We start from the raw sequence: 14199 nt of genomic DNA, 5'->3' as shown, positions 1-14199 counted from the left end.
GTTCGGCTGGAGCCGCGTCGTGCCACTCGCCGAGAGGCGACCTGCACACCGACACCAGCGCCGCCCCCGGCCCACCAGCCGGGGGCGGCGCTGTCTGTGCTCACCTGTCAGATCGTCGCGGCACAATGTCCGGGTGACTGACGCACAGTCGTGGTCCGAGCAGTCGGGCGTACTCGTACTCCCCAGTGGGGCGACGGTGCGCGGTCGCCGCATCGCTGCTGCGACCTCGCCCGCCGACTTCGCCGTGCTGCTGGCACCTGGTCCGGAGCCCGCCTGGCCCTACCGGCGGATCCGTTGGCCCGATTTCTGGGTGCCGCTCGACCGCGCCGAAGCCCTCGACGTCCTACGGGAAGCGCTGCGACGGGCCCACGACGGTGAACGTGTCGAGGTGGCCTGCCGGGGTGGGTTGGGTCGCACCGGGACGGCCCTGGCCGCGCTGGCGATCCTCGACGGTCTGCCGGTCGAGCGGGCGGTGCCGTGGGTGCGGGCCGGTTACCACCCGAAGGCGGTGGAAACCCCCTGGCAGCGGCGCTGGCTGCGCCGCGTCACCTGACGCCGCCGCCGGAGCGCCGCCGCCGGAGCGCCGCCGTGACGCCGCGCCAGCCGACCGCATCCACCGGCACCGCCGGCCCGCCGCCACCGGGACCGCCGGACCGCTGCCGCCGGCCCGCCGCCGGCCCGCCGCCGCTCGTGCCGGGACCCGTCGCCGCTGTGCGCCGGCCGGTCGCGGGGCACCGGCGTCAGCCCTGGCCGATCACCGCCGGGTCGTCGACGTACTCGCGGAGGTGCTTGGCGGTGAGGGTGTCGCCGGTGGCGACCAGCTCGGCCGGTGTGCCGGTGAAGACGATGCGGCCACCGTCGTGGCCGGCGCCGGGGCCGAGGTCGATGAGCCAGTCGGCGTGTGCCATGACCGCCTGGTGGTGCTCGATGACGATCACCGTGTTTCCGGCGTCGACCATCCGGTCGAGCAGGGCCAGCAGTTGGTCCACGTCGGCCAGGTGCAGGCCCGTGGTCGGCTCGTCGAGGACGTACGTGGTGGTCTTCTCGGCCAGGTGGATGGCGAGCTTGAGTCGTTGCCGCTCCCCGCCGGACAGGGTGGTCAGCGGCTGGCCGAGGCTGAGGTAGCCCAGCCCGACGTCGACCAACCGGCCGAGGATGACGTGCGCCGCCCCGCTGGGGAAGAACGCGTACGCCTCGGTGACGGACATGGTCAGCACCTCGTGGATGTTCTTGCCACGCAGCGTGTACGTGAGCACCGTGTCGGTGAAGCGCCGCCCCTCGCACCGTTCGCAGACGCTCGCGACGCCGGCCATCATCGCCAGGTCGGTGTAGATGAGGCCGATTCCCTTGCAGGTCGGGCAGGCGCCCTCGGAGTTGGCGCTGAACAGCGCGGCCTTGACCCCGTTGGCCTTGGCGAAGGCGGTGCGGATCGGGTCGAGCAGCCCGCTGTAGGTGGCCGGGTTGCTGCGTCGTGAGCCGCGGATCGGGGACTGGTCGACGATGACGACCCCGGACCGGCCGCGCAGGGAGCCGTGGATCAGTGAACTCTTGCCGGATCCGGCCACGCCGGTGACCACGGTGAGGACCCCGAGCGGGATGTCCACGTCCACGTCGTGCAGGTTGTGCAGGTCGGCCTGGCGGATGGCGAGCTGCCCGGTGGGTTGGCGTACGTCGGAACGCACTGTCACCCGGTGGTCCAGGTGGCGGCCGGTGAGCGTGTCGGAGCGGCGCAGGCAGGGGATGTCGCCGGTGAAGCAGATCCGGCCACCGTCGGTGCCGGCGCCCGGTCCGAGGTCGACCACGTGGTCGGCGATGGCGATGGTTTCCGGTTTGTGTTCCACCACCAGCACGGTGTTGCCCTTGTCGCGCAGCCGCAGCAGCAGGTCGTTCATCCGGGCGATGTCGTGCGGGTGCAGGCCGACGGTGGGTTCGTCGAAGACGTAGGTGACGTCGGAGAGGCTGGAGCCGAGGTGCCGGACCATTTTCACCCGTTGCGCCTCGCCGCCGGAGAGGGTCGCCGACTCGCGGTCCAGGCTGAGGTAGCCCAGACCGATCTCGACCAGGGAGTCCAGCAGGTCGCGGAGGTTGGCGACGAGTGGCGCGGCCCCCGGGTCGTCGACGGTGCGGACGAACGCTGCCAGGTCGCTGATCTGCATGGCGGAGCAGTCGGCGATGTTGCGCCCGGCGATCCGTGACGACAGGGCCGCCGCGTTGAGTCGGGTGCCACCGCAGTCGCCGCAGCTGGTGAAGGTGACCGCCCGGTCGACGAAGGCGCGGATGTGCGGTTGCATCAGCTCGCGGTCCTTGGCCAGGAGGAGCCGCTTGACCTTGACCGCCAGCCCTTCGTACGTCCAGTTGTTGCTGCCCACCTTGATCTTGGTGGCCGGCTTGTGCAGGAAGTCCTCCCACTGTTGCGGGGTGAAGTCCTGGAGTTTGACGTCCGGGTCGAACAGGCCGGAGCCGACGATGGTCTGCCAGTACCAGGAGTCGACAGCGAAGTTGGGCACTGTGATCGCGCCGTCGTTGAGGGAGCGCTCGACGTCGACCAGCTCGTTGATGTCGAGGTCGGAGACCCGGCCCAGCCCTTCGCAGGTGGGGCACATGCCCTCGGGCAGGTTGAAGCTGAACGCCCCGGTGCCGCCGATGGACGGTTGGCCGAGCCGGCTGAAGAGGATCCGCAGCATCGCGTACGCGTCGGTGGCGGTGCCGACGGTGGAGCGGGAGTTGACCCCCATCCGCTCCTGGTCGACGACGATGGCCGCGCTGAGGTTGCGGAGCGAGTCGACGTCCGGCCGGTTGAGGTTCGGCATGAACGACTGGAGGAACGCGCTGTAGGTCTCGTTGATCATGCGCTGGGACTCGGCGGCGATGGTGCCGAAGACCAGCGACGACTTGCCCGACCCGGAGACGCCGGTGAAGACGGTCAACCGGCGTTTGGGGATGTCGACCGAGACGTCGGCGAGGTTGTTCTCCCGCGCCCCGCGTACCTCGATCATGTCGTGGCTGTCGGCGGCGGACCATGCTGGCTGCGACATACGAACCCTTCACGGAATCGTGGCGGGACTTTGCCCCGCCGGGCACTGGCGGGTTCCATTGTCTCATTCATCCCCATGTAGACAGTTCTGGCGAAGTTCGAGCGCAGGCAGCGGCGCTACGTGCGGGAAAGTCTCAAATCACGTCGTAAGCGGTACGGTGGCTCGCGTGGACGTCGCCTCGCAGGATCGGCTGCGCGCCGTGGACCTGGCGGCCACCGTCGGGATCTCGGTGCAGCAGGTGCGCAACTACGTCGAGTTGGGGGTGCTGCCGCCGGTGCGGCGCACCGCCAGCGGCTACCGGATCTTCACGACCGAGCACGCCCGGGCGCTGACAGTGGCGCGGCGGTTGGCCGAGGGGCACGGTTGGAGCCGTACCCGGGAGATCATGGCGGCGGTGCACGCTGGTGACCTGCCGGCGGCCCTGGCGGCGCTCGACGGCGGCCATGCCGAGCTGGATTGGGAACGCGCCGAGATCCGCCGGGTGCTCGGCGCCTTCGAGACCGTGCTGGCCAGCCCACCGGCGACCCGACCCGCACCACGCCACGGCGCCCGCATCGGCGAGGTCGCCGCCCTGGTCGGGGTCCGGACCTCGCAGCTGCGGCTGTGGGAGGAGCGCGAGCTGCTGCGGCCGGGACGCACCCCGGGGACCAACTACCGGGTGTACGACGAGGCGGAGCTACGCGCGGCGCAGGTCATCGCGTTGCTGCGGCGGGGCGCGTACCCGTTCGAGATCATCGCCGCGGTGCTGGGCGAGCTGCGGACCACCGGCAGCGCCCAGCGGGTCCGCGCCGAGCTGGGACGCCGCGAGCAGGAGCTGCACAACCGCAGCCTGCGTCGGCTGCGGGGCAGCGCTGCCCTGCACGACTACCTGCGCGCTCGCGGCGACGCGAGTTGACCGGCATCCCGTCCCGCCGGGCGATCGTCCTGACTAGGGTCGGGCACATGAGAGCTGCGCTGCTGGCGGCCACGACGTCCGCCGTCCTGCTCGCTCCCGTGCCGGTCGGTGCGACGGGAGCGTCCGCCGCGCCGACGGTGCGCTGCCCCCGGGTCCCGGTGCCGGCGGCGTCCCGCCCACCCAGGCCGTCGCCCCCGCCCGCCGTGCCCGAGCAACGGATGATCGGCGGCGCGGCGCTGGACACGGCCGGCCTGGTCGTGCCGTCCGGCGCGGCCGCGCCGCCGAGGGTCACCGCCACGTCGTGGCTGGTCGCCGACCTGGACAGCGGCCAGGTGCTCGGCGGCTGCGGCCCCCACGAGTACGGCACACCGGCGAGCGTGCAGAAGCTCCTGCTGGCGGCCACGATGCTGCCCAGGCTCGACCCGAAGCAGATTGTCACCGTCACCGACGCGGACATGAACATCGAACCCGGCTCGTCGGCCGTGGGCCTGGTCGCGGGCGGCCGGTACACCATCGAGACCATCTGGCTCGGGTTGCTGCTCAACTCCGGTAACGAGGCCGCCAACGCCCTCGCGCGACTCGGCAGCGGAACGGACAGCGCCGCCGGCGTACGCGCCATGAACGAGCAGGCCCACCACCTCGGCGCGCTCCAGACGCACGCGGTCACCCCGTCCGGGCTGGACGGCAAGGGGCAGTTCACCAGCGCGTACGACCTGGCGCTGATCGCCCGTGCCTGCTTCGCCGAGCCAAACTTCCGTCGGTACGCGCTGACCGAGCAGGCGTCGATTCCGGTTCAGCCGGCGCAACGCACCAAGGGCTTCGAGATCCAGAACGAGAACCAGCTCATCTACCGGTACCCGGGGGCGCTCGGCGGCAAGACCGGCTTCACCGACCTGGCCCGGCACACCTACGTGGGGGCGGCGGAACGCGGCGGGCGGCGGCTGGTGGTGACCCTGCTGGGCGCCGAATCGGCACCGGTGCGCGGCTGGGAGCAGGGCGCGGCCCTCCTGGACTGGGGCTTCACGCTGCCGCGGGGCGCCGCCGTGGGTCGGCTGGTCGAGCCCGGCGAGCTGACCGCCACCCCGTCGGCGGCGCCGTCCGCGCTGGCGGCACCCGGCGCGCCCCGACCGGCGGCGGCCAGTGGGCCCGCGCCTACCGGCTCGGGGTGGCTCTGGTCGGTGATGGCGGTCAGCGGCGCGACGGTGGTCGCGTTGATGGGCGGCGTGCTGTGGCGGCGTCGCCGCCGGATGCCCTGACGGATCGACATCGGGCGCTGCCGTCCATAGACTCCGGTCTTTCTGGCTCCACCAGTCCAGGAGGATCCCTGTGTCGAGTGAACTCGAACCGCGCCCCGCAGTGACGGCACCCCGCCGACCGGTGCGCGCCCTGACCCGCCTCGCGGGGGTGACAGTGCTCGCCGGGGCGCTGGTCGTCGGCTCGTCCGCCACGGCGCTCGCCGCCCCGGGCCCGTCGGCCGACCCGGTGCGTGTCTCCGCCGCGCCGACCGTTGCTGCCGACGCCGCCACCCGACCGCCGCGCACCACCCACGGCCCGTGCGCGTACACCGAGACCCCGGATGAACCCGCGGCCCGGCCGGTGCCGCTGCCGCCCGACCCGCGACGCACCCCGGCCCGGGGCAGCGTCCGGGTGACAGTGGCGACCAACCACGGGCCCATCGGGTTGACACTGGACCGGGCCGCGGCGCCGTGCACGGTGCAGAGTTTCCTGCACCTGGTGAGCAAGCGGTTCTACGACCGCACCCCGTGCCACCGGCTCACTGCGTACCCGACGCTGAGCGTGCTGCAGTGCGGTGACCCGTCCGGTACCGGTGAGGGCGGTCCGGGCTACCGGTACCGCGACGAGTTGCCGACGGACCTGCCGCCCGCGCCCACCGACCCGACCGGCGAGCGCCGGGTGTACGCCCGTGGCGTGCTGGCCATGGCCAACGCCGGGCCGGACACCAACGGCAGTCAGTTCTTCCTGGTCTACGCCAACTCCGCGTTGCGCCCCAACTACACGATCTTCGGCGAGGTCGACGGGGCGGGCCTGGCCACGCTGGGCCGGATCGCCGCCGGGGGAGTGGCACCGACCGCCGAGGACCCGGCACCGGTCGACGGCGCGCCCGCACTGCCGGTGACCATCCGCAAGGCCGTCCGCTGGCACCACCACCACTGACGGTGCGGCGCGGTGGGTGACCGTCGGTCGCTCACCGCGCCGACCGTGGGTGGCTCCCGGTAAGCGCGGCCTCGCCGGAATTTTCGGAACCGGACCGGAACCGGTCCAACCGGTTTCCGACGCAGGTCAGGCCGTCACGCCGAGGCGGGCGAGCCGGTCAGCGGGGCGGCGGTGCTGTCCCGAACGACCAACTCGGTGGCGAGTTCCACCCGGGGCGAGTCGATGCCCTCGCCCTGGGCCAGGCGCAGCACGGTCCGGGCAGCCAACCGTCCCATCTCGACCAACGGCTGGCGCACGGTGGTCAGCGGCGGTGAGGCCCAGCGGGCTTCCGGCAGGTCGTCGAACCCCACCACGCTCACGTCGTCCGGCACGCGCAGCCCGCGCCGCCGGATGGCCTCGTAGACGCCGAAGGCCATCTGGTCGCTGGAGGCGAAGATGCCGGTCGGCGGGTCGGCGAGGTCGAGCAGCGCGGTCCCGCCAGCGAAACCGGAGGCGTGGTAGAAGTCGCCCGGGTAGATCAAAGCGTCGTCCACCGGCACCCCGGCGGCCTCCAACCCGGCCCGGTAACCGTCGAGCCGGGCCCGGCTGCACAGCAGGTGCGTCGGCCCCGCCACGAAACCGATGCGCCGGTGCCCGATCGCGAGAAGATGTTCGGTCGCGGCGAGCCCGCCGGCCCAGTTGGTGGCGCCGATCGTGGGCACGTCCATGGCCGGTACGCCGGCCGGGTCCACGACCACCACCGGCACGTTGAGGCGACGCAGTTGCGCGTGCAGCGGCGGGCTCAGGTGCGAGGTCACGAAGATGACGCCGTCGGTGGCCCGGGTCCGCAGGTTCTGCAACCACTGCCGGGCCGCTGTGGGCTGCCGGTGGATCGCGGAGACCACGGTGCCGACACCCGCGCCGTGCCCGACGTCCTCCACGCCGCGAATGATCTCCACGGCCCAGGGGCTGTCCAGGTCGTTGAAGACCAGGTCGACGAGACCGGCGCGGCGAACGCTGCGGCTGGTGCGACGCCGGTAGCCGTGATGGCGCAACAACTCCTCGACCCGCTCCCGGGTGTCCGGGGCCACATCGGAGCGTCCGTTGAGCACCCGTGACACGGTCGGCACCGACACTCCGGCCTCCCGTGCGATCGCGGTGATGGTCACCCTGCGTCCGTCGTCCGCGCCCACCCGCGTCTCCTTCACCGCTCCGGAAGCGACAGCATGCCGTCGCCACCGTGTGTCCCGGAACGGCGTGCACCGTTCCTCGCGCCATCTTGCCTCACCGATGGGGGTTGACGACATGCCAGGCCGACCGAAGCTTCGCTTCAGTTACGGAAAAGTTCCGGAGATTTTCCGGTTACTTTCGGCCGGCGGACCAGATGGATCCTGGGATGGTGGCCCTGGTCGGGCTGATAGACAGGACTCGTGCGCTACCGCCTGGCCGTCGTGCTCGCGCTCGCCGTGCTGCTCGGCGGCTGCTCGCGGTCGGAGCCTCGGCCCGCGCCGGCCGCGCCGCAGCCGGCGCCGGTGCGCCCCACCCCGTCGCCGAGCCCCGCCGAGCGGCTGCCCGGGTTCGTGGTGCTCAACGACCTCGACCCCCGTATCCACGCCGACATCCGCTACGCCACGCCGCACAACTTCGTCGGCCGACCGATCACCGGCTACCGCGAGCCGCTGTGCCTGCTCACCCGGCAGGCGGCCGAGGCTCTGCGCCGCGTACAGGACGCCGCGCTGGCCGGTGGGCACAGCCTCAAGGTGTACGACTGCTACCGCCCGCAACCGGCGGTGGACGACTTCGTCGCCTGGTCGAAGCGCCCCGACGAGCAGCAGACCAAGGCCGAGTTCTACCCCGACCTGGCCAAGAACCGGCTCTTCGCCGACGGATACATCGGCGCGCCCACCGCGCACAGCCGCGGCAGCACCCTGGACCTGACCCTTGTCGACGAGCCCGCCGCCAGCCAACCTCCGTACCGGGTCGGGCAACCACTGGTCGCCTGCACCGCGCCGCGCGGGCAGCGCTTCGCCGACAACAGCATCGACATGGGTACGGGCTTCGACTGTTTCGACCCGCGGGCGCACACGGCCGACCCCCGGATCACCGGGACGGCGCGGGACAACCGTCGCTTGTTGCAGCGGCTGATGACCGACGCCGGGTTCGTCAACTACGACCGGGAGTGGTGGCACTACAGCCTGCGCGACGAGCCGTACCCGGACACGTTCTTCGCCGCCCCGGTCGCCCGCTCCTCGGTCGGCTGACCCGCGGCCCTGAACTGCGGCCCTGAACTGCGGTCCTGACCCGCGTCCCCCGCACCGCATCCCCAGCACCGCGGTCCGCCGATGCCGTCCGGCATGATCGTTTGAATGACCACCGAACGGATCGGCCCACCAGTCACCGGCGACGAGCGGGAGACGCTGCGCGCGTTCCTCGACTTCCACCGCGCCACGCTGGCCCTCAAGTGCGAAGGGCTGTCCGACGAGGACCTGCGCCGGCAGTCGATGCCGCCCTCCGCGCTGTCCCTGCTCGGTCTGGTGCGCCACCTGGCCGAGGTGGAGCGCGCCTGGTTCCGGCGGGTCATCGACGGCGAGGACATCGGGTTGGTCTGGTCGGAGACCGGCGACTTCCAGCAGGCGTACGACGCCACCTCGGCCACCCGGGCAGAGGCGTTCGACGCCTGGGAGCGTGAGGTCGCGCATGCCCGCCGGATCGAGCGGGCGGCCGCGTCGCTCGACGTGACCGGCCGCAACGCCCGCTCCGGCGAGACCGTGTCACTGCGGCTGGTGATGCTGCACCTGATCCACGAGTACGCCCGGCACAACGGCCACGCCGATCTTGTCCGCGAGGGCATCGACGGCACCGTCGGCGTCTAGCCCGCGAAAGGGACGCGGTCAGGTCCAGTAGAGGACCCGGCAGGCCGGCACGCGGGCGGTGAGTTCGGCGGTGAACCAGTCGCGTAGCTCGGTCATCTGCTCACGCGGGTAGACGTACTTCACCGCGCCGAACTTGCCGTGCTTGCGGGTGCGGGACTCCTCGTCCATCTCCAGCCGGGTACGCGGGTACCAGCCGAGCAGCACCTCCTTGCTGCCCGGCGTGAACCGGTGGGTGATCAACTCGGCGGTCAGGTCCAGGTCGGGCACCCCGTCGACCGCCGCGCGGACCTGGTCGAGCAGTTCGCCGTATCGTTCCCGCCAGTCCGGCAGGGCGATGATCGGCGCGATGGTCAGCCCGACCGGGTAGCCGTCGAGGGCGAGCCGGCGCAGCGCGGCCAACCGGTCCGGCACCCGGGCGGTGCCGCCCTCGAACCGTTCGCTCACCGGGGCGCAGTTGACGCTGAAGCGGACCCGGGTCCGGCCGGCGTGCGGCAGCCCCACGAAGGTGTCCACGTCGGCGTACTTGGTGGTCCAGCGCAGTTGCACGGGGGCGTCCCAGTCGGCGAAGTGCTGCACCGCGCGCCGCCAACTGCCGGTCAGGTGCTCCAGGGCGAGCGGGTCGGTGTAGCAGGACGCCTCGAAGGTGGTGCCCTCGTCGGCGCGCCGCGCGTTGCGGCTGGTCACCGTCCCGCGCCCGGCATACGCGGCCAGCCCGGTGAGGATGTCGTCGAGGTCCGCGTACACCCGGGTCACCGGCGGGCCGGACAGGGATCCGGCGAGGTAGCAGTACTGGCAGTGCGCAGGGCAGCCCTCGGCCAGGTCGACCCGCCAGTCGGCGCTGGGCGCGATGGGCTGCAGCACGCGCCGCGAGGGTGGGCTCACCACTATCGCCATCGTCGACTTGGCCCGGGCATAGGTCTCCCGGTCGGTTTGCCCGCGTACCCCGGTGAGCCGGTTGGCGCGCAGGTGTTCCACCTCGATCCCGAGTGCCCGCACCCGCTCGACGATCCGTTGGCCGTGCGGGTGGTCGAGCGCGGCGGGGGTGGCCACCACCCGGCTCGGGGTCCAGCGGCGCGCCGAGCGGGTCGGCGGCGCGAGGCCGGCGAGGTCGCGGGTCGGCACGCGTTCGCCACTGGCGTCGTGCGGCGCGGCGGGCACGTCCACGGCGAGCGGCTGGTCGACGTCGACGCCGTCCGGGCTGGTCACCGGGCCGGGGTACCCGCTGCCGCAGGAATCCCACCCGTTCGGGCGATCGGCGATTGACGCGATCAGGTCAGAGGAATAACCTTTCGTCTATCTGTAAACCTTGTGAACAGATGTATCTCGACGCGGCGGCGCGCGTCCCCACCGAAGGGACGATCAGGTGATCGCAGAACTCTCCTCCCGTACCAGACGAATCCTGTCGTTGTTCGTCGCCCTGGTCGTCGCGCTGACCGCCGGTGTCGCTGTCAGCGCCTCGCGAAGCGCGCAGGCCGCGCCGACGTTCAAGGTCCTGGCCTTCTACAACGGCACCTGGGACGCCGCGCACATCGACTTCGTCAAGGACGCCCGGGCCTGGTTCCCGCAGGCCGCCGCCCAGCACGGTTTCTCCTGGGAGGCCACCAACAACTGGAGCCTGCTGAACACCTCCAACCTGGCCCAGTACAAGGTCGTCATGTTCCTGGACGACGCGCCGCCCACCGCGCAACGGGCCGCGTTCCAGCAGTACATGCAGAACGGCGGGGCGTGGCTGGGCTTCCACGTCAGCGCGTGGACCGACAACCCGTCGAGCTGGAGCTGGTACTACAACACCTTCCTCGGCACCGGCTCGTTCCAGACGAACACCTGGGGACCCACCCGGGTCACGATGCGCGCCGACAACCGCACCCACGCCGCCACCCGGAACCTCCCGGCGACGTTCCCGTCGTCGATCAGCGAGTGGTACTCCTGGAGCAACGACCTGCGGCAGAACCCCAACATCGACATCCTCGCCTCGGTCGACCCGTCCAGCTTCCCGGTCGGCACGGACCCCAACCAGTCCTGGTACGGCGGCTACTACCCGCTCGTCTGGAGCAACCGGCAGTACAAGATGCTCTACGCCAACTTCGGCCACAACGCGATGAACTACAGCACCAACACCGGGCTGTCGTCCACCTTCGACAGCGCGCAACAGAACCAGCTGCTGATCGACGGGCTGCACTGGCTGGCTGGCGTCGGCACCGTCCCGCCGACCACGCCCCCGCCGTCCGACGGCATCTCGCCGACCGCCTGGCACACGGTTGTCAACCGGGGCAACGGCAAGTGCGTGGACGCGCGGGCCGCGGCCAGCGCGAACGGCACGGCCATCCAGCAGTACGCGTGCAACAGCAGCGCCGCGCAGCAGTACCAGTTCGTGCCGACCAGCGGCGGGTATCTGCGGGTCAACAACCGCAACAACAGCTCCCAGGTGATCGACGTGACGGACCGGTCGACAGCCGACTCGGCACGCATCCAGCTCTGGTCCTACAGCGGCGGCAACAACCAGCAGTGGCGGGCCGAGCCCGAGGGTGGCGGCTACTACCGCCTGGTCAACCGCTCCAGCGGCAAGTGTCTCGACGTGCCGGGCGCATCCACTGGGGACAGCGTCCAGCTCATCCAGTACGCCTGCAACGGCACTGCGGCGCAGTCCTTCCGGCTGGTGCCGCAGTCATAGCTCCACCGCCACGTCCGCGCCGGGGTGAACCGCGACTCGCCCCGGCGCGGACCCGGCGGCGCGCGCGAACCGGTGTGCAGCAGGCAGGCCCGCTCGTCGATCGCCTTCAACAGGCCGGGACGGCAACGACTGCTCCAGCTTGGCCAACGCCCGCGAGCTCTCCTCCGACCGCGGACGGGGTGTGAGAGCGCCGGTTATTCGGTTGCCCGACCGACGGCGGCCTGCTGAACTACCCGAAACCGCCACCAACCTCCAGGGAGCACCAATGCGCGCTGCGTCGATGTCCGACCAGAAGGGATCTGTCGCCTACCTGAAGGACCTGACGCTGCGTGAAAACCCTGAACCTCGGCATCCTGGCTCACGTCGATGCCGGTAAGACCAGCCTGACCGAGCGGCTGTTGCACGACGTCGGTGTGACCGACCAGCTCGGCCGCGTCGACGCGGGCAGCACCCAGACCGACACCCTGGCACTGGAACGGCAACGCGGGATCACCATCCGCTCGGCTGTCGTCTCCTTCGTGCTGGACGACGTGACCGTCAACCTGATCGACACGCCCGGTCACCCGGACTTCATCGCCGAGGTCGAGCGGGTGCTTGGTGTGCTCGACGGCGCGGTGCTGGTGATCTCCGCGGTGGAGGGGGTGCAGCCGCAGACCCGGGTGCTGATGCGAACTCTGCGCCGGCTGCGCATCCCGACGCTGATCTTCATCAACAAGGTCGACCGGGCCGGGGCAGACCCCGACCGGGTCTTCCAGGCGGTCGCGGAGAAGCTCACGCCGAGCGTCGTGGCGATGGGCGCGGTGGCGATGCCGGGGATCCGCAGCGCCCACTGCACGACGTACGGGCCCACCGACCTCGCCTTCAGCGACCGGCTGCTCAACCTGCTCACCGGCCAGGACGACGTGCTGCTGGCCGACTGGGTGGCGGACACGTCCTCGCTGCCGTACTCACGGCTACGCGCTGCGTTGGCGACGCGGACCGGCCGCGCGCTGGTGCAGCCCGTGTACGCCGGCTCGGCGATCACAGGTGCCGGGGTGCACGCGCTGATCGCCGGGATCACCGAGCTTCTGCCCACCGTCCAGGGTGACGCCGACGCCCCGGTCTCCGGCACCGTGTTCGCCATCGAACGGGGTCCAGCCGGAGAGAAGATCGCACTGGTCCGGCTCTTCGCCGGCACGATCCGGATTCGCGACCGGGTCCGCGTCGGCGCTGTCGACGCTGAACTGGTCACTGCCGTACGAGTCGTCGCCCATGGGGCCGACGTGGTGGCGTCGGCGGTCGAAGCCGGTCACATCGCCCGGTTGTGGGGCCTCAAGCGCGCTCGGATCGGCGACCCGGTGGGCGTACCACCCGAACACGCCGGCACCGACCGCCACTTCGCGCCACCCACCCTGGAGACCGTGGTGGTGCCGACGCGCCCCGCAGACCGGGTCGCGCTGCACGCCGCGCTGATCCAGCTCGCTGAGCAGGACCCGCTCATCAACCTGCGGCAGGACGACCGGCAGCACGAGATCACCGTGTCGCTCTACGGCGAGGTGCAGAAGGAGGTCATCCAGGCCACCCTTGCCGACGACTTCGGCCTGGGGGTGACGTTTCGGGAAACCAGCACGGTGCACGTGGAGCGGGTGTGCGGCGTCGCCGGGGCGGTGGAGGTGATCGCGGTGGCGCCCAACCCGTTCCTGGCCACCGTCGGGCTGCGGATCGCGCCGGCGCCGACCGGTGCCGGCGTGACGTTTCGGCTCGGCGTCGAGTTGGGTTCGATGCCACCGGCCTTCTTCACCGCCGTGGAGGAGGCCGTGCGCCGAACCCTGCGCCAGGGCCTTCACGGGTGGGAGGTCCCCGACTGCGAGGTGACGATGACTCACGCCGGTTACTGGGCGCGGCAGAGCCATTCCCACGGCACCTTCGACAAGAGCATGTCCAGCACGGCGGGGGACTTCCGCAATCTCACCCCGTTGGTGCTGATGGCCGCACTCGCTCGTGCCGGCACCCGCGTCCACGAGCCGGTACACCGCTTCCGGCTGGAGGTGCCGGGTGACGTCCTCGGCACGCTGCTGCCCGCGCTCACCCGGCTGGACGCGGTGCCGACCGAGGCCACCGGGCAGGGCGTGTCCTACCTGGTGCAGGGTGAGATCCCGGCCGGTCTGGTGCACGCGCTGGAGCGTCGCCTGCCTGCGCTGACCCGGGGGGAGGGCGTGCTGGAGACCGAGTTCGACCGCTACCGGCCGGTGCGTGGCCCCGCCCCCGTCCGGACCCGCTGGGACAACAATCCGCTGGATCGCAAGGAGTATCTGCTGGCGGTCGCGCGCCGGGTCGGCGGCCGGTAGCGACGATATCCATTGCGGACGCGCGGCAGCCCTCCTACTGTCGTCGGTGCACCGTCAACCGATCAACCCGGAGGGAGGACGCCATGTCGCGACGTGTCCGCACCGACGCCCGCTGGTGCCTGCTCCCCGCCGGCACCCCTTTGCAGCTCACCGCCAATGCCCGTGCCTACCGCCCAGCGCGGCGCAACGAGCCGGGGTGGCGCGACTGACGCCGACGCTGACGCGTCCGTCGGCCGCCCATCCC

The 14199-nt window shown here is 71.5% G+C and carries 12 protein-coding genes; 9 read left to right on the top strand and 3 right to left on the bottom strand.

The annotated features are described in order from the left end of the window. The first annotated feature begins 133 nt into the window (after positions 1 to 133). Positions 134 to 553: a protein-tyrosine phosphatase family protein gene (locus ABZU43_RS26280; RefSeq protein ID WP_355009134.1), complete on the top strand. Its 420-nt coding sequence runs from the start codon at positions 134 to 136 to the stop codon at positions 551 to 553. A gap of 187 nt (positions 554 to 740) precedes the next feature. On the opposite strand, the gene ABZU43_RS26275 is transcribed toward ABZU43_RS26280, so the two are convergent. Beyond that, on the bottom strand, positions 741 to 3035 hold the full coding sequence (locus ABZU43_RS26275) for an excinuclease ABC subunit UvrA (RefSeq protein WP_355009133.1): 2295 nt from the start codon (positions 3033 to 3035) through the stop codon (positions 741 to 743). 166 nt (positions 3036 to 3201) lie between these two features. On the opposite strand from ABZU43_RS26275, the gene ABZU43_RS26270 reads away from it, so the two are divergent. The 3 genes from ABZU43_RS26270 to ABZU43_RS26260 all read left to right on the top strand — a co-directional run bounded on the left by ABZU43_RS26270 (position 3202) and on the right by ABZU43_RS26260 (position 6105). Then, entirely contained in the window at positions 3202 to 3930 is a 729-nt protein-coding gene (locus tag ABZU43_RS26270) for a MerR family transcriptional regulator (protein WP_355009132.1), read from the top strand. Between the two features lie 47 nt (positions 3931 to 3977). Next, complete coding sequence (locus tag ABZU43_RS26265) at positions 3978 to 5186, top strand: D-alanyl-D-alanine carboxypeptidase (RefSeq protein WP_355009131.1); 1209 nt, start codon at positions 3978 to 3980, stop codon at positions 5184 to 5186. 70 nt (positions 5187 to 5256) lie between these two features. Continuing rightward, complete coding sequence (locus ABZU43_RS26260) at positions 5257 to 6105, top strand: peptidylprolyl isomerase (RefSeq protein ID WP_355009130.1); 849 nt, start codon at positions 5257 to 5259, stop codon at positions 6103 to 6105. A 134-nt stretch (positions 6106 to 6239) separates the two neighbouring features. On the opposite strand, the gene ABZU43_RS26255 is transcribed toward ABZU43_RS26260, so the two are convergent. Further along, complete coding sequence (locus ABZU43_RS26255; protein ID WP_350864793.1) at positions 6240 to 7277, bottom strand: LacI family DNA-binding transcriptional regulator; 1038 nt, start codon at positions 7275 to 7277, stop codon at positions 6240 to 6242. Positions 7278 to 7514: 237 nt separating this feature from the next. Between ABZU43_RS26255 and ABZU43_RS26250 the strand changes: the two genes are divergently transcribed. Both ABZU43_RS26250 and ABZU43_RS26245 read left to right on the top strand, forming a co-directional pair. After that, complete coding sequence (locus tag ABZU43_RS26250) at positions 7515 to 8345, top strand: M15 family metallopeptidase (protein ID WP_355009129.1); 831 nt, start codon at positions 7515 to 7517, stop codon at positions 8343 to 8345. Between the two features lie 105 nt (positions 8346 to 8450). Continuing rightward, positions 8451 to 8957 (top strand): DinB family protein, encoded by a 507-nt coding sequence (locus ABZU43_RS26245; protein WP_355009128.1) that lies wholly within the window; start codon positions 8451 to 8453, stop codon positions 8955 to 8957. A gap of 18 nt (positions 8958 to 8975) precedes the next feature. Here the strand turns inward: ABZU43_RS26245 and ABZU43_RS26240 are convergent, their stop codons facing one another. Next, complete coding sequence (locus tag ABZU43_RS26240; protein ID WP_355009127.1) at positions 8976 to 10163, bottom strand: spore photoproduct lyase family protein; 1188 nt, start codon at positions 10161 to 10163, stop codon at positions 8976 to 8978. A gap of 157 nt (positions 10164 to 10320) precedes the next feature. Between ABZU43_RS26240 and ABZU43_RS26235 the strand changes: the two genes are divergently transcribed. The 3 genes from ABZU43_RS26235 (at position 10321) to ABZU43_RS26225 (ending at position 14164) form a co-directional block, all read left to right on the top strand. Continuing rightward, complete coding sequence (locus ABZU43_RS26235) at positions 10321 to 11628, top strand: RICIN domain-containing protein (RefSeq protein WP_355009126.1); 1308 nt, start codon at positions 10321 to 10323, stop codon at positions 11626 to 11628. A 329-nt stretch (positions 11629 to 11957) separates the two neighbouring features. Next, a complete protein-coding gene (locus ABZU43_RS26230; protein WP_355009125.1) occupies positions 11958 to 13955 on the top strand; it encodes a translation factor GTPase family protein in 1998 nt (665 codons plus the stop codon). Between the two features lie 83 nt (positions 13956 to 14038). After that, positions 14039 to 14164 (top strand): hypothetical protein, encoded by a 126-nt coding sequence (locus ABZU43_RS26225; protein ID WP_355009124.1) that lies wholly within the window; start codon positions 14039 to 14041, stop codon positions 14162 to 14164. Positions 14165 to 14199: the final 35 nt, after the last annotated feature.

The organism is Micromonospora sp. NPDC005205, assembly GCF_040608275.1.
Taxonomy (GTDB): Bacteria; Actinomycetota; Actinomycetes; order Mycobacteriales; family Micromonosporaceae; genus Micromonospora.
This window is presented reverse-complemented; position numbering and strand designations above follow the sequence as displayed.

What these genes read in the sequence shown, in the direction of transcription:
- ABZU43_RS26265 (WP_355009131.1), top strand. Translation starts at nt 3,978, where the DNA reads ATGAGAGCTGCGCTGCTGGCGGCCACGACGTCCGCCGTCCTGCTCGCT.
- ABZU43_RS26225 (WP_355009124.1), top strand. Translation starts at nt 14,039, where the DNA reads ATGTCGCGACGTGTCCGCACCGACGCCCGCTGGTGCCTGCTCCCCGCC.
- ABZU43_RS26275 (WP_355009133.1), bottom strand. Translation starts at nt 3,035, where the DNA reads ATGTCGCAGCCAGCATGGTCCGCCGCCGACAGCCACGACATGATCGAG.
- ABZU43_RS26245 (WP_355009128.1), top strand. Translation starts at nt 8,451, where the DNA reads ATGACCACCGAACGGATCGGCCCACCAGTCACCGGCGACGAGCGGGAG.